Below are 17332 nucleotides of genomic sequence, written 5' to 3'. Positions count from 1 at the left end.
GAACGCAGCCCTTGGTCGCAAGTCTGATCTGGCCTCATCTCCGGCAAGCCGGCTCCCACATATACAGTGCCAGGCCTGGGTCCATGTGGGAGCCGGCTTGCCGGCGATGAGGCCAGCGCATTTCAAACCCCGGGCAGACACTAGACACCGTCTGCCATCCTGAAGCACAGGTTCACCGTCGTTCCCTTGTTTTTGCCAGTCGCCAGGCTAGCGTGACCGCCAAAGCGCTGCATGATCAATTTCACCAACATCAACCCGATTCCAAAGCCTCCCTGTTTGATCGCGCAACGAGGCCGAAACAACGCTTTCTGTTGGGCAGTGGTCAATCCCTTGCCGGTGTCCTGAACGATGATGTTCAACCGCTTGGACGTGCGCTGATTGATGGTGATGTACAGCGTCCCCCCGTCTGGCATCGCATCTATCGCATTGGATACCAGACTCTCCAATATTTGAACGAGCAACGGACGATGGCCTGTGACCGGCAGCGCGCTGGTGACTGAAAACTCTACATGCACATTGGCGTTGTTCAATGGCAGTTCGAAATTTCGCAAAGTCTCAAGCACTGCATCCACTGGGTCGACCTTACCGATTTCACCCTTCATCGATGTGGACGCAACATGCAGCTCCTTGATCCAGTCCGACATGCAATCGACCTGGTTGATGATGTCCCCGATGTTTTTGCAGGCGGCTTGAGTGCCGATCTCCAGGGCCAACTCGGCACTGGAGCGGACCGCGGCGAGCGGGTTGCGCAAGTTGTGAGCCACGACGCTGGTCACTTCGTTAAGCAAGGTGGCCATTTCATGGTCAATGTTTTTTTGAGTCCTCGATGGAAACAAATTGCCAAGCCTACCCGTAAAGGCGAGAAGGCCCAGATAGATCAACGCTGCGCCAATCGAGCAGGCCAACCACAGCACCCCGTAACCCAATCGCGTCTGGGTCAGCCATCCAGGGGGTTCTGTATAGAACTCCACGACGGCGGGGACTTCACCGGCCTTGTTGACGAGCGGGATGTAGTGCTCGATGAACAGGTTGCTCGGCTTTCGACTGAACTGCTGTTCTTTACGACTTTCTTTTACCTGATGGTAGCTTGCAACGACGTCCCCCTTGCCGGACTCGGTGCTCTCAAGCTCGTCGTTGTCTGGGAATTGCTGGCCGATCAGTTTTGAGTTGCTCGACCAGATGATGACTTTGTCGGGTGCATAAACATTGATCAATAAAGTATCCGACTGCCTGGCAATGTTGCTGAGGCTCTCAAAAAACTGATTTCGTGACTTCTGACGATCGATCCGGGCTTCTTGAGACAAGCCATTGTCCGCACGCGAGTCCAGTATGTCGCTTGTTTGATACCCCGGCAGCCCCGAACTCGCCGTGTCCACTGCTCCCAAGGCCTGGATGAACTTGGCCGTGAATGCCGTACTTTGTTCGGTGCTGATACTGACAATCACGCTGGTGGCAATGAGTCCAACCAGGGCGGCGACTAAAAGGATACGGGCTCTGATGGGGAGCGAAGGTCTTCGGGTGGCTTTGAGTTTCGCCCAAAGCGAAGCGCGTTCATGCCGACTGGACTTTTCGCATGCCGCGGTGGGCGGGGTACTCTCTTGAGTTTGCGGCATGCGCTTCACACCTCGAGATTGTGAGAGAACACTCTGCAATGCAATTTCGATAATGGAACAAGCACGCACCATGCCAGGCTCGATAGCCGCTGGCGCCTGGGTTGAGGCCCAGCGCGTTAAAGGCGTTACCCAGAAATTACCCTTATTTGGGGGTTTTTGGGTTTTCCATCCACCCAAACGAGGGTTCTCTGGGCGCTCAGGCAGGGAAGTGGGTGATCCAGTGCCTGGCAATTTCTTCGCGCCGGCAGATCCACACCGCGTCGTGGCCTTGTACGTAGTCGAGAAAGCGCGCGAGTGCCATCGCCCGACCAGGATGACCACTGATTCGCCCATGCAGGCCGACGCTCATCATCTTCGGGTGGTGCAAGCCCTCCTGCCACAGCAGGTCGAACGCATCCTTGAGCAGCCGGAAGAAGTCCTCACCGCTGGCGAAACCGTTCGACAGCAGATAGCGGGCGTCGTTGTTGACCAGTGTGTAAGGGATCACCAGATGGGCGGGCGAGCCAGCAAGCCAATAGGGCAGATCATCGTTGTAGGCGTCCGAGCTATAGAGAAACCCGCCTTCCTCGCGCACCAGGCGGCGGGTGTTCTGGCTGACCCTTCCGGTGTACCAACCTACGGGACGTTTACCGCAGACCTGCTCGATCACGTCGCGGGTGAGACCGATATGGCGCCGCTCCTGGTCTTCGGGCATATCGCGATAGTCCAGCCAACGATAGCCATGTCCTGCAATCTCATGCCCGGCAGCGCACAGCGCATGGCCAATCGCCGGGGTGAGTTCCAGTGCCCGGCCGACGGCGAAGGCGGTCAGCGGCAGTCCTCGGGCATTGAACAGTTGCAGAATACGCCAAACGCCCGCGCGCGCGCCGTATTCGTACATGCCCTCGACGCTCAAGTCGGGTTCCCCCACGCGCGGCGGACGGCCCGGTAGCTCGTGAAGCCAGGCCTCCGACTGGGCATCGCCATTAAGCAGGCATGACTCCGCGCCTTCTTCGATGTTGAGTACAAACTGTAGGGCGACGCGCGCCTCACCGGGCCAGCGCGGGTGGGGTGGGTGGCCACCGTAACCGGTGAGGTCGCGCGCGGACATCAGCCCAGCTCGAACGTCGTGACGCCGAACACACGTTCGTGCGCGATCACAGGCGGAGGGCCGAGGTACATGCGCGCACAGCCGAAAACCTCGACCATGCCCTGTTGCTGCACGAGCGCCATGGCGGCGGGGTTGTTCTCCGGGGCATCGAGAAACAGCGGGCCACCCTGGGCAAATTCCGCCAGGTGCGCATAAAGCGCATTGGCAGCCGAGGCGTCATCGGCAAACAAGGGGCCAATCTTGCAGCCTTCCCGGCAGCGCCTTGCTACGCCATAGCCGCTAAGCCTGCCGTCACGCCGGCAACCTACGGCGAGTGCATCGGCTTGGGCTATCCACCCGCTGAGGAAGGTTTCGCGTGCGGCGGGAAAGCAGGTGCGGTCGTAAGCGACGACCTGATCGAAAGGGAAGGTGGTCAACGGAACAATGTCCTGGTCGCACAGCTGCGAAGTCGTTGGGCGTTTGCTGACGCTGGCACGAAAACGCAGGTTGCGATGGGAGAAGATGAAACCACCCTTGGCGTAGTAGTCCTGCATCGCGAAGACGCCGTCCATGCCGATGCTCGAACCTGGGCGCAGGCGGGCGAGGAGTCGCTCGCGGCGTGCGTGCCAGAGGGTATTGCCCAGGCCTTGGCCTCGATATTCGGGGCGAACGATAAAAAACCCCATGAAGCCAAACTCGCCATTGTAGGCGGTGATGGCACCGCCCCCTATCAGTTCAGCGCCCCTGGACGCCGCGATGAAGGCTGCAGGGTCAGTGGCCCAGAACAGCTCGGCATCGTGAAGGCCGGGATTCCAACCCTCACGGGCAGCCCAATCGACAAGCTCGTCCAGTTCGGGACGTGTCATGTTGCGTATGACCAGCTGAGTCGACACCGTGAAGTTCTCCTCGGACGCTTCGAGCCTGTGGGGCAACCCAACCTCCACTCTGGACCCTTTCGGTATAGCTTCATCGCGAGTATTGATCCAGCGAGCACGGTCGAACTCGCAAGATAGAAAGTAATGGGCAATCTGATATGGCCTCATCGCCGGCAAGCCGGCTCCCACATGACGGCGTTGGACTCAGGCCTGGCACTGTCTCTGTGGGAGCCGGCTTGCCGGCGATGAGGCCCTCATGCTACGTAACGCTCTCCAACCGATACGGAAATCACAATGCACCCAAACAAGGCCTGTCCGGTCATTCTCTCCCCCACCTCGCCCCCCAAACTGCTCCTGTTCCGACATCCGCTCGCAGGCGTGCAGTTGGTGAAGGGCAGCATCGAGCCCGATGAAACACCGCGCGAGGCAGCACTGCGCGAGTTGGCCGAAGAGTCCGGCATCCGCGACGCCACGGTGACTGACGACCTGGGCTGCTGGAATGCCGACCACTCAGGTCAAATCTGGTCGTATCAGCTCTGCCGAGTCGAGCGAACCCTCCCTGACCGCTGGTCTTTTCAGACACTGGATGACCACGGCCACCTCTTCGCGTTTTTCTGGGCGTCGCTGGAGCACTTGCCCTACGGCGACTGCCATCCTGTTTTTCAGCGGGCGTTGAAGTTCTTGTGCGAGGCACTCAAGGCGCATCGCAGAGCATGATCAAGGCATGCCATCAGCCAGCGTGACCGCGCTGTCCATATTCTCCAGGAAACCCCGGATCTGCCGCTCGCCCCGTTGCATGAGGGGCGTCCAGTCGAAAAAAATGGACGGCGATTGTGCGGTTTTTGCCCGTGCTGTCAATGGCCGCTATCCAACGGCGCACTACGCTTCCAACATCAAGTGAACGAGGTTGATTCATGATCATTCGTCAGGGTATTGCCGCGGACTACCCGTTGCTGCTCGACATCTGGCTGCGCGCCGTGCGCGCCACCCACCATTTTCTGCAACCGTCCGATATCGAGGCGCTCATCGTGCCGCTGCGCGACAGCTACCTGCCCGCTGTCGAACTCATGGTCGCGGTCGATGCCGATGACACCCCGCTGGGCTTCATCGGGCTCAACGAGGACCACGTGGAAATGCTCTTCGTCGCCCCCGACCTGCATGGCCAGGGCATCGGCAGGGCGCTGCTGGATCATGTGCGCGCATCGCGCAAATCGTTCAGCGTCGATGTCAACGAACAGAACCCGCAGGCCGTGGGCTTCTACCTGCACTATGGGTTCGTGAAGACCGGCCGTTCCCCGCTGGACGGCGAGGGCCGGCCCTTCCCGTTGTTGCACATGCGCATGCCTGGTTGAAGCTGATCAGTACGGGCAGGCCGGCGGCACCTGGCCCCGGCCGATGCCGTAGTACGCAAGACCTGCGGCGGCCATGTGCTCGGGCTCGAACAGGTTGCGGCCGTCGAATACTACCCGGTCGGCCAGTTGCTGCGGCACCTGCTCCAGGTTCAGTACCCGGTAGTCCTGCCATTCGGTGACGATCACCAGGGCGTCGGCGCCCTGCAGGGCATCGTCCTTGCAGGGCACCAGCTGCAGGTCCGGGCGCGGGCCGTAGTGCTGCTGGATCGCCTCCATCGCCTGCGGGTCGTGGGCCTGTACCCGCGCTCCGGCGGCCCACAGAGCTTCCAGCAGCACCCGGCTGGAAGCCTCGCGAATATCATTGGTGTTGGGCTTGAACGACAGCCCCCACAAGGCGAAGACCTTGCCACGCAAGCCGCCCGGGTAGTGCCGCTGGATCTTGTCGAACAGCCGATGCTTCTGCCGCTGGTTGACCGACTCGACTGCATGCAGCAGTTGCGGATCGAAACCTTCCGTCTCTGCACTGCGGCGCAGGGCTTGCAGGTCCTTGGGGAAGCACGAGCCGCCAAAGCCACAGCCGGCGTAGATGAAGTCGTAGCCGATGCGCGGGTCCGAGCCGATGCCGCGACGCACCATCTCGATGTCGGCGCCCAGGTGCTCGGCCAGGTTGGCCATTTCGTTGATGAAGGAGATCTTCGTCGCCAGCATGCAGTTGGCCGCGTACTTGGTCAGCTCCGCGCTGCGGGCGTCCATCACCATGAGTTTTTCCCGCTTGCGGTTGAACGGTCTGTACAGCTCGCGCAGCAGCTCAACCTCGCCCGGCCCGGCGCCACCGATGATGATGCGCTCGGGGCTCATGCAGTCATCCAGGGCGGTGCCTTCCTTGAGAAATTCCGGGTTGCTGATGACCTGGAAGCGCCCGGTGTCGGCCACGGCCTGGGCGATGCGCGCTTTGATCCGATCCACCGTGCCCACCGGCGAAGTGGACTTGTTGATGATCACCTTGGCACCGATGGCGTGTTCGAGGATGTTGTCGACCACGGCGAACACCTGGCTCAGGTCGGCACCGCCATCGGCCAGCGGCGGCGTGCCGACGGCGATGAACAGCAGGCGGGCATGGTTGCTGGCAAGGCCTGGGTCGGTGCTGAAGCGCAAGCGTCCGCACGCCAGGTTCTTTTCCAGCAACGGCGCCAGGCCGGGCTCGAAGATCGGACAGTGTCCTTGATCGAGGGCGGCGACCCGTTCGGCATCGACGTCCATGCACAGCACCGAGTGCCCCACCTGGGCCAGGCACACCGCCTGGGTCAGGCCCACATAGCCGGTACCAAAAACCGTAACCTTCATTTGACAGCTCCGTCGTCGTCGCTAGGCAGATCGCGGCAAGTTGAAAAAATGTCACGTTTGTATTGAGGATTTGTGACCAGGCCGACCTGAAAACCCACCGCGCACTGCCGCCAGACCAGGGGCCTGGCGGGAGGGTGGCTGGGTGCTGGTTTGCAAAGGGGCTTGTCGCCTGCAGCAGGCAGGAGGGGTGAAATTGAAAGTGGCTTTGCATGCTCGATCTGCAGGTTATTGTTACCGATGAATAATCCGACAAAAGCAATGTTAGCGCTAACAATCTGGTGTTACAGTGCCCTCCATTCGATGACATATCCTTGGAGGACACTTCATGTTGACCTGCGGAGAACTGCTGGTTGAGCTGCTGGAAGGGCTGGGCGTGGATACCGTGTTCGGTATTCCCGGCGTGCACACCGTGGAGCTGTATCGCGGTCTGCCCAACACCGCCATCCGCCATGTGACGCCGCGCCACGAGCAGGGCGCCGGCTTCATGGCCGACGGCTATGCCCGCGTTTCCGGCAAGCCGGGCGTGTGCTTTATCATCACCGGCCCGGGTATGACCAACATCACCACCGCCATGGGCCAGGCCTATGCCGACTCGATCCCTATGTTGGTGATCTCCAGCGTCAACAACACCGGGCAACTGGGCATGGGTGGTGGCCGCCTGCACGAGCTGCCGTCGCAGAGCAACCTGGTGTCCGGCGTGGCCGCCTTCAGCCATACCCTGATGCGCCCGGACGAGCTGCCCCAGGTGCTGACCCGCGCCTTCGCTGTGTTCAACGGCGCCCGTCCGCGCCCCGTACACATTGAGATCCCCATCGACGTGATCACCGCGCCGGCCGACCATGTGCGCCGCAAGCTGGGCGCGCTGCCGAGCCGCCCGGGGCCGTGCCCGCACGCCATCGTTCGCGCCGCCGCGATGCTCAAGGCTGCCAAGCGTCCGCTGCTGCTGCTGGGTGGCGGCTGCGCCGACGCCGCCGCCGAGGCCCAGCGCCTGGCCGAAGCCCTGGATGCACCCACCGCTTACACCATCAACGCCAAGGGCGTACTGCCCAAAGGCCATAGCTTGGCGTTGGGTAGCAACCAGACTTGGGTGCCGGTGCGCAAGATGGTGCTGGCTTCGGACCTGATCCTGGCCATCGGCACTGAACTGGGCGAGACCGACTACGACGGGGTGTTCGACGGCAACTTCCGCATCGAGAGCCCGCTGATCCGCATCGACATCGACGCCGAGCAGCTGAACCGCAATTACCCGGCAGACCTCGCCATCCTCAGCGACGCTCGCCAGGCCATGCAGGCCCTGGTGGCGGCCTTGGGGGAGGTGCCGGCGTTCAATGCCGAAGGCGTGGGCAGCCAACGCGCGGCCACGGTGCGTGCGGAGCTGGACGCTCAATGGCCGGCAAACTGGAAGGGCCAGTGCAAGGTGCTGGACACCCTTCAGCGCACCCTGCCGGACCTGATCGTGGCGGGCGACTCCACCCAGCCGGTGTACTCGGGCAACTACCTGTTCGAAGCCACCCGCACCCGCAGCTGGTTCAACTCCGCCACGGGCTACGGCACCCTCGGCTACGGTTTGCCGGCTGCCATCGGCGCCAAGTTGGCGGCACCGCAGCGCCCTGTGATCGCATTGATCGGCGATGGTGGCATCCAGTTCACCCTGCCGGAGCTGGCGTCGGCGGTGGAAGCCGGCGCGCCCATCATCGTGCTGCTGTGGAACAACAGTGGCTACGGCGAAATCAAGCGCTACATGCAGAACCGCGACATCCCCACCCTCGGCGTCGACATCTACACGCCGGATTTCCAGGGCCTGGCCCGCGCCTTCGGCTGCAACGCCGAGAAGGTCACCAGCCTGGATCACTTGTCAGCGCTGCTCGAGACCGCCGCCAAGGCCGATCGCCCGACCTTGATCGAGGTGTGGGAGCACGCTGACTTCCTGGCCTGATGGCGCAACCGTGGCCCTACCTGTGGGGGCGAATGAATTCGCTCCCACAGACAGGGACTTGCCCATTCACAGGGCCGTTCAGGGATAATGCGCCCCTTACCACAGGCGCCAGAGGCCAGGATGTCCACCAAGAGCAAACCCGCCACCCTGCATGACGTCGCTCGATTGGCCGGGGTATCCGGCATGACGGTCTCGCGGGCGCTGAGCAAGCCGGACAAGGTTACCGAACGCACTCGGCAGAAGATCGAGCAGGCGGTGCGCGAGCTGGGCTACGTGCCGAACCTGGCTGCCAGCCAGCTGGTGACCGGGCGCAGTGGCATCATCGGCGCAATGATCACCACCATCACCAACCCCATTCTCGCCACCACCATCGAGGTGCTTCAGCAAGGCCTGGCCCGTGCCGGCTACCACCTGTTGATCGGTGAGACGCGCTTCTCCCAGGACGAGGAGCACAAGCTGCTGCGGGCCTTCCTCGGCCGTCAGCTGGACGGCCTGATCCTCGCCTACGGCTATCACTCGGCGCAAACCCTGGCGCTGTTGCAGTCCGCCGACATCCCCCTGATCGAACTCTGGGATTTGCCCGAGGGCGAAGTGCCGCGCCAGCCCGTGGGGCAGGTGGTGGGTTTTTCCAACTGGGCGGCCGGGGCCGCGGCCGGGCGCCACCTGGTGGAGTCCGGTTATCGCCGGCCGGCTTTCTTCGGCTATGACGACGAGCGCGAGAACCTGCGCTTCGCCGGTTTCCGCCACGCAGTGCGCGACGCGATCGGTGTCGAGCCGCAACGCTTCAACACATCCCCCATACCCCAGGTCGACGACGGCGTGGCGGTGATCGAGCGTCTGGTTCGGGGCGAGATCGATTGCGACGGGGCGTTCTTCACCAACGACATGCCGGCCCTCGGCGCGCTGTTCACTGGTCAGCGCCTGGGCTTGGACGTGCCCGGGCGCCTGGGCATCTGCGGCTTCGGTGATATGCCCATCGCGCGGGTGGCCACACCGTCGCTCACCAGCGTGCGGATCCCCTCCGAGCGCGTGGCCGACGCCACCGTGGAGCTGCTTTTCCAGCGCATCCGCAACGAGGCGCCCAGTGCGGTCAATGTGGATGTGGGCTGCGAGCTGGTGGCGCGCGAGTCCACCGCGCTGCGCGGTTGAATCCTCAGGGCGTTAGCAGTACATGCACGGCACGCGGGCCATGGGCGCCGTAGAGCAGCTGGCCGCCGATATCGGCGGTGCTGGAGGGGCCACCCACCAGGTGCAGCGCCTCACCCGGATGCCCGGCCACCAACGGCCACAGCTGCTCCAGCCGCCCCACCAGCCGCGCCTTTGACAGCACCACCAGATGATGCGCTGGCAAAAAGCCCGAGCGCGGCGGATGGTCAGGGCCTGCCAGAAACACCAGGCTGCCGCTGGCCGCCACGGCAGCGAAGGCACGGGTTACCGCCACTTGGTGATGGGGCAGGGCACCGCCCACGTCCACCGCCACGCCCTGCCAGCGCTCGTGCGCCAATCCCGGTGCCAGAGCCACCGCATGGGTGAGGCCCAGAGGTGCCAGGTAAGCTGCCACGGCGCTGGCGAGCTCGTCTGGGCTGGCCAGGGTTTGCAAGGTTACTCCGGTGAGCGCCAGGCGTTCACGCAGGCGCTGCTCCAGGTCGCTGCCGTCGACCGTGACGATCGCGGCGGGCGGTGGCGCCGGCTGGACGCAATCGCCCGATTGACGCCCCAGCGCCTGGCGCACCTTGCCAAGAATGGCCGCACGTGAGCACGTCATTGGCGTTTCTCCTTCTGCTGACGTTGCCAGCGTTGCTGGAAGGTGGCGCCCTGGGGCGCGGGCAGGTCGCGCTCGGCGGTCCAGGCGCCGGCCAGTGGCAGGCGACGGAGCCGGCCACGGCCACGCGCGGCCAGTTTCAGGACGCAGGCTAGCAGGGCGGTAAGCCGGTGGTAGAGCGCCGGGCGCCGCGCCAGCGCCGCCCACAAGCGCAGACCCAGGCGGGTGCCGGCGGGCGTCAGTTGCCGTTGCCACTGCTGTTCGCGCAGCGCGCGGAGCATGTCGGGGAGGGGAATCTGCAGGGGGCAGACTTCCTTGCAGCGGCCGTTCAGGGTGCAGGCGTTGGGCAGGTCGCGGGTGTCTTCCAGACCGGCGAGGTTCGGCGTCCACACCGAGCCCATGGGGCCTGGGTAGATCCAGCCATAGGCGTGGCCGCCGACCCAGTTGTAGACGGGGCAGTTGTCCATGCACGCCGCACAACGGATGCAGCGCAGCATGGGGCGGAAGGCGCCGGCGAGCATCTCGCTGCGGCCGTTGTCCAGCAGGACCACATGGCATTGCTCGGGGCCGTCGCTATCAGCGCCGCCATACACCGAGGTGTAACTGGTCAGCGGCTGGCCGGTGGCGCTCAGGGCCAGCAACTGCAGGTGGGTGCCGGCATCCTCCAGGGTCGGCAGTACCTTCTCGATGCTCGCCAGGACGATGCGCACCGGCGGCAGCAGGCTGGTAAGGTCGCCATTGCCTTCGTTGGTCACCAGCACATGGGTGCCATCCTCGGCGATCAGGAAGTTGGCCCCGGTGATGCCCACATCGGCCGCCAGGAACTGACCGCGCAGCAGGCGCCTGGCTTCGGCCAGAAGTTCGGCCGGGTCTTCCAGGTATCGCTCGCGCCCCAGCCCCTGGTGATGCTGGTGGAAGAGTGCCTGCACCTGGCGCAGGGTCTTGTGGATCGCCGGGCCGTTGATATGGCTGGGCGGCTCGTCGGCCAGCTGCAGGATGTATTCGCCCAGATCGGTCTCGACGCGCTCGATGTTGGCGTGGGCCAGGGCCGCGTTGATGCCCATCTCCTCGCCGATCATGGTCTTGCCCTTGATCACCCGGCGCGCACCGGCCTGGCGGCAGATGGCGAGCACCTGCTGCTGCGCCTCTTCGGGGGTCGCGGCCCAGTGCACCTGGATGCCCCGCGCTTGCGCGGCGGCTTCGTAGCGTTCCAGGTAGTGGTCGAGATGGGCCAGGGTGTGGTCCTTGACGGCCCGGGCCCGTTCGCGCAGGGCCTGGAAGCTGCCGCTGGCCGCCACCTGCTCGCGCACATGGGCGGCGAAGCGGCGGTTGTCGGCCATGGCCTCTTGCAGGTCCGGATCGAACAGGGCGGCGCGGGCACTGGGCTGGAAGTGGGCCGAGCGCAGTTCCATCAGGTCCTCCCGCCTTCGCCGATGGCCGGGGCGTCGGTCATGCCGGCCAGCACCTCTGCGGTGTGAAACACCCGCACCGACTGGCCCAGGCGGGTCAGCCGACCGCTGATGCTGAGCAGGCAGCCGAGGTCGCCGCCGAGCAGGGTGTCAGCGCCGCTGGCGCGGATATTGGCGACCTTTTCGCTGGCCATCCGCGCGGAAATATCGGGGTACTTGAGGCAGAAAGTGCCGCCGAAGCCGCAGCAGGTCTGCCCGTGCGCCATCTCCACGAGCTTCAGACCCACCACGCCGGCCAGCAGGCGTCGCGGCTGTTGCTCGATACCCAGCTCGCGCAGGCCGGAACAGCCGTCGTGGTAGGTGACACTGCCCGGGTAAGCGGTGGTTGGCTGCCAGGCCATCGTCTCGTCGAGGAAACTCAGCAGCTCATGGCTGCGCTCGGCCAGGGCCAGGGCGCGCGAATGCCAGGCGGGGTCGTCCTTGAGCAGCTCGGGGTAGTGCCGCTTGATCATGCCGAGGCAGGAGCCCGAGGGGGCCACCAGGTAGTCGTAATGCTCGAAGGCCGCGATCAGCTGCTTCGCCAGCGCCCGGGCCGGGTCGGCGGCGCCGCTGTTGTAGGCCGGCTGGCCGCAGCAGGTCTGGGTTTGCGGCACCTCGACTCGGCAGCCTGCCTGTTCCAGCAAGTCCACGGCGGCGAAGCCGACGCTGGGGCGGTGCAGGTCCACCAGGCAGGTGACGAACAGCCCCACCCGAGGGTTAGTCTGGCTGATGGACATGAGGCGTCTCCGAAGCAAGGTGACAGGTAATCTATGTTAGCGATAACATTTCGTCAAATCCAAATCTCCAGCGTTGGCCCGCAGGTACGTGCTGTTGGACAATGAGCGCCTCTGCGTACCACGAGACGAGTTGCCCTTGACCGACCATGCCTTCGACCTCGCCCGCTGGCTGAGCCATGAAGCCCCGCTGATTGAGGCCATCGGCCGTGCCGATTTCCCTGCGCGCCTGCTGGAGTCGGTGTTTGCGGCGGTGCCCATCGACACCGCCTTCATTGTCGCCCACGTGTCCGCACGGCCGCCGGCGATGTTGGAGGCGGGCCGGGTACTGCCCGAGCGGCGGGAAGAGATCCAGCGCTACCTGGTGGGGCCCTACCTGCTTGACCCGGTACGCCAGGCCTGCATCGAAGGGCGGCGGGGCGTGCTGCGGTTGGCTGACATCGCGCCGGACGGTTTCCAGGACTCGGAGTATTACCGCAGCTTCTACGTGTCCCATGGGCTGGCGGACGAAGTGAACATCCTCATCGACCTTGCCGGTGCCGGCGGCCTGGCCCTGTCCATGGGGCGTCTGGCCGGCCATGGCGCCTTCGCCGCCGAGGACCTGGCGAAGTTGCGGGCCATCGAGCCGCTGGTGGGGGCCGCAGCCCGCCGCCACTGGGGCGCCGTCCTGGTGGACGGGGAGGGCGAGGGGCAGGCATTGCACCGGCAGCTGGAGCGTGCCTTCGAGCGCTTCGGAGAGGGTTGTCTGACCGAGCGCGAGGCCGAGGTGGCGCGGCTGATCCTGCGTGGGCATTCCTCCAAGTCGGTGGCCCACGCACTGGCGATCTCCACCGATACCGTGGGCGTCCATCGCAAGAACATCCACGCCAAGCTCGGCATCAGCTCCCAGGGCGAGCTGTTCTCCCAGTTCATCGCCAGCGTCACCGCCTCCGGCGTGGCCTGAGCCAGGCCCTACCCTGATCCGGGTATGGTTGGGTTCGCCCGCCGACTCTAGGCTGCCTCTCGTATCCACCACCGACCCCACGCCGGTGGTCCGTCGAGAGAGCATCCCATGGCCAACACCCACACTGCTTCACTTCGCATCGATGGCGAACGCCTCTGGGCCCGCCTCATGGCGATGGCGCAAATCGGCGCCACCGACCAGGGCGGCTGCAATCGCCAGGCCCTGACCGACCTCGACAAGGCCGGTCGCGACCTTTTCGTCGGCTGGTGCATCGAGGCTGGCTGTACCGTGAGCGTCGACCGGATGGGCAATATCTTCGCCCGCCGCGCCGGGCTCGACGACAGCCTGGCGCCGGTGCTTACCGGTTCGCACCTGGACACCCAGCCCACCGGCGGGCGCTTTGACGGCGTCTATGGCGTGCTCGCCGGCCTGGAGGTGATCCAGACCCTGAACGACGCCGGCCTGTGCACCCGCGCACCCCTGGAGGTAGCGGTGTGGACCAACGAGGAGGGCGCGCGCTTCTCGCCGGCGATGATCGGCTCTGGCGTCTGGGCCGGCGCCTTCGACCTCGCCTATGGCCATGGCCGTGCCGACCGCCAGGGCCTGACCCTCGGCACCGAGTTGGAACGCATCGGCTACCTCGGCGAACTACCGGCACAGGCCAGGCCCCTGGCTGCCGCCTTCGAAGTCCACATCGAGCAAGGCCCGATCCTCGAAGCCGAGCACCTCACCGTAGGCGTGGTGACCGGGGTGCAGGGCATTCGCTGGTACGACCTGACCCTCACCGGCCAGCCGGTGCATGCCGGACCGACGCCGATGACCGTGCGGCGGGATCCCTTCATGGGCTTGGCCGCAATCCTTGCGCGCCTGTATCGCCTGGCCGAAGAGCACGGGCCCTGGGCCCGGGTGACGTTCGGCGACATCCGTGTCGAACCCGGCTCACGCAACACGGTACCCGAGCGCCTGGTGCTGGCAGTGGACCTGCGCCACCCCGAGCAGGCTGTGCTGGATCGGCTGGACACCGCCTTTCGCGCGATCGTCGCTGAAGAGACAGGGCGCTTGCGCCTCGAAGCCGATATCCGTGAAGAGTGGCATTCCCCGGCGGTGGCCTTCGATGCCGACTGCGTGGCCGCGGTGCAGGACGCCGTGGCGCAATTGGGCTACTCGCACATGCCCATGTGCAGTGGTGCCGGCCACGATTCGGTGTACCTGGCGCGGGTCGCCCCCACCAGCATGATCTTCGTCCCCTGCAAAGGTGGCATCAGCCATAACGAGGCTGAGGACGCCGCCCCCGCCGACCTCGAGGCCGGCGCAAACGTCTTGCTACACGCCATGTTGCGCATGGCCCATTCCTGACCTGGAGAACACCATGAGTGCATTCACCCTCAAGCACCGCCGCGACAGCGGCGACACACCGCGCCTGGAACACTGGGGCGCCAACTCCGAATACGGCACCCTGCGTGACGTGCTGCTGGGGCCGGTGGACCACTACCACTGGCTGGAGACCAGCTCCATTTCGAAGAAGAGCCTGCGCCTGGGCTACCGCTTCGACGCCGATGTGGCCCGTGTCCAGCACGCCGAGATGGTCGACGCCTACCGCGAGGCGGGGGTGAAGGTGCACATGCTGCCCACCGACCCCAACCTCAAGTATCAGGTGTTCGCCCGCGACTCGAGCGTGATGACCCCCTTCGGCCCGATCGTCACCCAGATGGCCCAGTGGTGGCGCCGTGGCGAGTACGCCCCGGTGATCCAGTTCTACAAGGACAACGATATTCCGATCTATGACATGATCAGCGCCGGCTCATTCGAAGGCGGTGACTTCATGATGCTGCAGCCGGGGGTGATCCTCTGCGGCTACACCGGCGAGCGCTCCCAGGCGCCGGCGGTTCAGCAGATGAAGGGCTGGCTGGAAGCCGAGGGTTGGGAAGTGAAACTCTACGGCATGGACCCGTTCTTCGTGCACATGGACGCGCTGTGCGTGATGCTCGCCGAACGCTTGGCGGCGGTCTGCGTCGATGCGGTGGAGCCCGAGCTGGTGAATTGGCTGAAGGCCAAGGGCATCGAGATCGTCGATATTCCCTTCAAGGACGCCATGGAGCTGGGCTGCAACGTCGTAGCCCTGGGCGAGGGGCGAGTGCTGCTGCCGTCCACCAGCCTGACCCTGAAAGAGAAGTGCCTGGCCCTGGGGCTGAAGGTCTATGACCCGGACATCAGCATGATCGCCAAGGGGGGTGGTGGCGTGCACTGCATGTGCCAGCCGCTGCGGCGTGATTGGGTGTAATCGGCCACGGCTGAATGCCTTGTTTACCCCTCTCCCTGACAGGAGAGGGGTGACCGTGGGCATCGAACGCGCCGTAGCGTTCAATCCGGACCCGGCTCCCTCCACTGCAGCAACCAGTCGACGAGATGCTTCACCTTGGCATCGTTGTTCTGCTTCGGCCACACCACGTAGTACCGTCCCGCCACCAGCGCCTCCTGGCAGGCAAGCACCAGCAGCCCTTCGCAAACCTCCCGCTCGACAAAGAAGCGCGGCAGCACCGTGACGCCAAGCCCATGCAGGGCGGCATCGAGCACGAACTGAAAGTGCTCCAGGCGCTGGCCGGGCAGGGCTTCGATTTCCTTTGCCGACAGACCGGCATGGTGCAGCCAGAGCTGGGTCGAGGATTTTGTCAGACCGGTGAGGGAGCTGTGGTGCAGCAGCGGATAGCGCAGGATGTCACGTCGCTCGACGATCGGTCCAAAGCGCTCCAGCAGGTCGGGGGTGCACACCGCGACCATTTCCCCCTCCATCAGCAGGCGGGAGTCGAACTCGGCCCAGTTGCCGTCGCCGTAGAGGATGCCGACGTCGTAGCCTTCATACCGGTCATACAGGCGCCGCAGGTCGTTCATGATCTCCAGCTCGACCTCGGGGTGTTCCCGGGCGTAGCTCTTGAGCTTGGGCAGCAACCAGCGGGTGGTGAAGGACGGCTCGGCGCCGACCCGCAGGCGTCTGGAATGGCTGCTGCTTACGCGCAGGGTGGCGGCCTCCAGCTGGTCCAGCAGCAGCGCGACTTCCTGTACGTACTCACGGCCCTTGTCGGTCAGCAGCAAGCGCTGGCGGACCTTTTCCACCAGGGGGCAGCCGAGCATGTCCTCGAGGTTCTTGATCTGCCGGCTCACGGCGCTCTGGGTGAGGTTCAGCTCTTCGGCCGCGCGCGTCACGCTCATGTGCCGGGCGAAGGCGGAGAAGCAGCAGAGGGAGATCATGCTGGGGAGCTGTCTGCGCATCAGAGTTCATGACGTTTTGGAATGATTGTCTGCAAGATAAATCGATATTCGCCCCCAGGCAAGCCCCCTAATCTACCTCCTCGAAGGACCATAGGCGGGTAGGCGCACAGGCCGTGCGTAGGCATCAGGGATGCACCGTGCTGCCCAGCGATAGCCGCACCTGAACGACTGGATGGTTCCATGATTACAACAACGAACGAACAAATGCTCCGCACCGATCTCGCCGCCGCCTACCGGCTGCTGGAGGTCAACGGCTGGAGCGACCAGGTCTTTACCCATATCTCGGTCAGGCTGCCGACGGACGAGCCGGCCTTCCTGATCAACCCGTACGGTCTGCGCCCCAGCGAGGTGTGCGCCTCCAACCTGGTGGCCATCGACGTCAATGGCCGCAAGCTCGATGACAGTGCTCCCGAAGTGAACCCCGCCGGTTTTACCGTGCACAGTGCCGTGCACATGAGCCGCCACGACGCCGTCTGCGTGATGCATACCCACACCTTGGCCGGCATGGCCGTCGCCGCCCTGGAAGAAGGCCTGCTGCCGCTGAACCAGACCAACATGATGTTCTACGACCGTGTGGCCTACTACGACTACGAGGGCGTGCCCCTGGACCTGGAAGTGCGCCAGCGCATCGTCGACGCCCTGGGCGACAAGCACAGCGCCATCCTGCGCAACCACGGCTTGCTCACCGTGGGCCGAAGCGTCGCCGAAGCCTATTTCCGCATGTACTACCTGGACCAGGCCTGCCGGATCCAGCTGGAAGCCCTGAAGACCGGCCGTGAACTGATCGTACCGGACCACGAGGCCTGCGAGTTCACCGCACGGCAGTTGGAGAACGAGCGTTACCACCTGGAAAGCGTTGACCTGGTGTGGCAGTCCGAACTGCGCCGGCTTGACCGCCTGGACGCGACTTTCCGCACCTGAGTCCCTGCGTTGCGCCCTGAATCGCGAGAAACAATGCCTGCGTACTGGAACGCCAGCGGGCGCTAGGT

General features: G+C 64.5%; 16 protein-coding genes. 8 read left to right on the top strand and 8 right to left on the bottom strand.

The window, feature by feature from the left end; all coding sequences use genetic code 11:
* Positions 1 to 140: 140 nt before the first annotated feature.
* The 3 genes from ACIPZB_RS18075 to ACIPZB_RS18065 form a co-directional block, all read right to left on the bottom strand.
* A complete protein-coding gene (locus tag ACIPZB_RS18075; protein ID WP_400641918.1) occupies positions 141 to 1613 on the bottom strand; it encodes a sensor histidine kinase in 1473 nt (490 codons plus the stop codon).
* 196 nt (positions 1614 to 1809) lie between these two features.
* Positions 1810 to 2703 (bottom strand): polysaccharide deacetylase family protein, encoded by an 894-nt coding sequence (locus ACIPZB_RS18070; RefSeq protein WP_400641917.1) that lies wholly within the window; start codon positions 2701 to 2703, stop codon positions 1810 to 1812.
* A complete protein-coding gene (locus tag ACIPZB_RS18065) occupies positions 2703 to 3575 on the bottom strand; it encodes a GNAT family N-acetyltransferase (RefSeq protein ID WP_400641916.1) in 873 nt (290 codons plus the stop codon). The genes ACIPZB_RS18070 and ACIPZB_RS18065 overlap by 1 nt, the downstream gene beginning before the upstream one ends.
* Before the next feature lie 276 nt (positions 3576 to 3851).
* On the opposite strand from ACIPZB_RS18065, the gene ACIPZB_RS18060 reads away from it, so the two are divergent.
* Entirely contained in the window at positions 3852 to 4274 is a 423-nt protein-coding gene (locus tag ACIPZB_RS18060) for an NUDIX domain-containing protein (RefSeq protein WP_400641915.1), read from the top strand.
* A 197-nt stretch (positions 4275 to 4471) separates the two neighbouring features.
* On the top strand, positions 4472 to 4909 hold the full coding sequence (locus ACIPZB_RS18055; RefSeq protein ID WP_400641914.1) for an acetyltransferase: 438 nt from the start codon (positions 4472 to 4474) through the stop codon (positions 4907 to 4909).
* A gap of 6 nt (positions 4910 to 4915) precedes the next feature.
* On the opposite strand, the gene ACIPZB_RS18050 is transcribed toward ACIPZB_RS18055, so the two are convergent.
* On the bottom strand, positions 4916 to 6253 hold the full coding sequence (locus ACIPZB_RS18050; protein WP_400641913.1) for a UDP-glucose dehydrogenase family protein: 1338 nt from the start codon (positions 6251 to 6253) through the stop codon (positions 4916 to 4918).
* Positions 6254 to 6578: 325 nt separating this feature from the next.
* Between ACIPZB_RS18050 and ACIPZB_RS18045 the strand changes: the two genes are divergently transcribed.
* Both ACIPZB_RS18045 and ACIPZB_RS18040 read left to right on the top strand, forming a co-directional pair.
* Complete coding sequence (locus ACIPZB_RS18045) at positions 6579 to 8189, top strand: 5-guanidino-2-oxopentanoate decarboxylase (RefSeq protein ID WP_400641912.1); 1611 nt, start codon at positions 6579 to 6581, stop codon at positions 8187 to 8189.
* Positions 8190 to 8309: 120 nt separating this feature from the next.
* Positions 8310 to 9338, top strand: coding sequence for a LacI family DNA-binding transcriptional regulator (locus ACIPZB_RS18040; RefSeq protein WP_400641911.1), 1029 nt, complete (start codon positions 8310 to 8312; stop codon positions 9336 to 9338).
* A 4-nt stretch (positions 9339 to 9342) separates the two neighbouring features.
* Here the strand turns inward: ACIPZB_RS18040 and ACIPZB_RS18035 are convergent, their stop codons facing one another.
* The 3 genes from ACIPZB_RS18035 to ACIPZB_RS18025 are packed head-to-tail and all read right to left on the bottom strand — an operon-like array spanning position 9343 to position 12136.
* A complete protein-coding gene (locus ACIPZB_RS18035; RefSeq protein ID WP_400641910.1) occupies positions 9343 to 9954 on the bottom strand; it encodes a lactate utilization protein C in 612 nt (203 codons plus the stop codon).
* A complete protein-coding gene (locus ACIPZB_RS18030) occupies positions 9951 to 11363 on the bottom strand; it encodes a lactate utilization protein B (RefSeq protein ID WP_400641909.1) in 1413 nt (470 codons plus the stop codon). The genes ACIPZB_RS18035 and ACIPZB_RS18030 overlap by 4 nt, the downstream gene beginning before the upstream one ends.
* The gene (locus ACIPZB_RS18025; RefSeq protein WP_400641908.1) at positions 11363 to 12136 is read right to left on the bottom strand and encodes a (Fe-S)-binding protein; all 774 of its coding nucleotides are present in this window, start codon (positions 12134 to 12136) and stop codon (positions 11363 to 11365) included. Before ACIPZB_RS18025 ends, ACIPZB_RS18030 begins: the two co-directional genes overlap by 1 nt.
* Positions 12137 to 12272: 136 nt before the next feature.
* On the opposite strand from ACIPZB_RS18025, the gene ACIPZB_RS18020 reads away from it, so the two are divergent.
* From ACIPZB_RS18020 to ACIPZB_RS18010, 3 genes are all read left to right on the top strand, one after another.
* A complete protein-coding gene (locus tag ACIPZB_RS18020; RefSeq protein WP_400641907.1) occupies positions 12273 to 13076 on the top strand; it encodes a response regulator transcription factor in 804 nt (267 codons plus the stop codon).
* A 108-nt stretch (positions 13077 to 13184) separates the two neighbouring features.
* A complete protein-coding gene (locus ACIPZB_RS18015) occupies positions 13185 to 14432 on the top strand; it encodes a Zn-dependent hydrolase (RefSeq protein WP_400641906.1) in 1248 nt (415 codons plus the stop codon).
* Between the two features lie 13 nt (positions 14433 to 14445).
* The gene (locus ACIPZB_RS18010; RefSeq protein WP_400641905.1) at positions 14446 to 15357 is read left to right on the top strand and encodes a dimethylarginine dimethylaminohydrolase family protein; all 912 of its coding nucleotides are present in this window, start codon (positions 14446 to 14448) and stop codon (positions 15355 to 15357) included.
* Positions 15358 to 15437: 80 nt separating this feature from the next.
* Here the strand turns inward: ACIPZB_RS18010 and ACIPZB_RS18005 are convergent, their stop codons facing one another.
* A complete protein-coding gene (locus ACIPZB_RS18005) occupies positions 15438 to 16343 on the bottom strand; it encodes a LysR substrate-binding domain-containing protein (RefSeq protein WP_400641904.1) in 906 nt (301 codons plus the stop codon).
* 180 nt (positions 16344 to 16523) lie between these two features.
* Between ACIPZB_RS18005 and ACIPZB_RS18000 the strand changes: the two genes are divergently transcribed.
* On the top strand, positions 16524 to 17264 hold the full coding sequence (locus ACIPZB_RS18000) for a class II aldolase/adducin family protein (protein ID WP_400641903.1): 741 nt from the start codon (positions 16524 to 16526) through the stop codon (positions 17262 to 17264).
* The last annotated feature ends 68 nt before the right edge of the window (positions 17265 to 17332 follow it).

The organism is Pseudomonas sp. NPDC089396 (genome assembly GCF_044749545.1).
In the GTDB taxonomy this organism is placed as follows: Bacteria; Pseudomonadota; Gammaproteobacteria; order Pseudomonadales; family Pseudomonadaceae; genus Aquipseudomonas.
The sequence above is the reverse complement of the archived record's forward strand: the minus strand, read 5'-3'. Positions and strand labels throughout refer to the sequence as shown.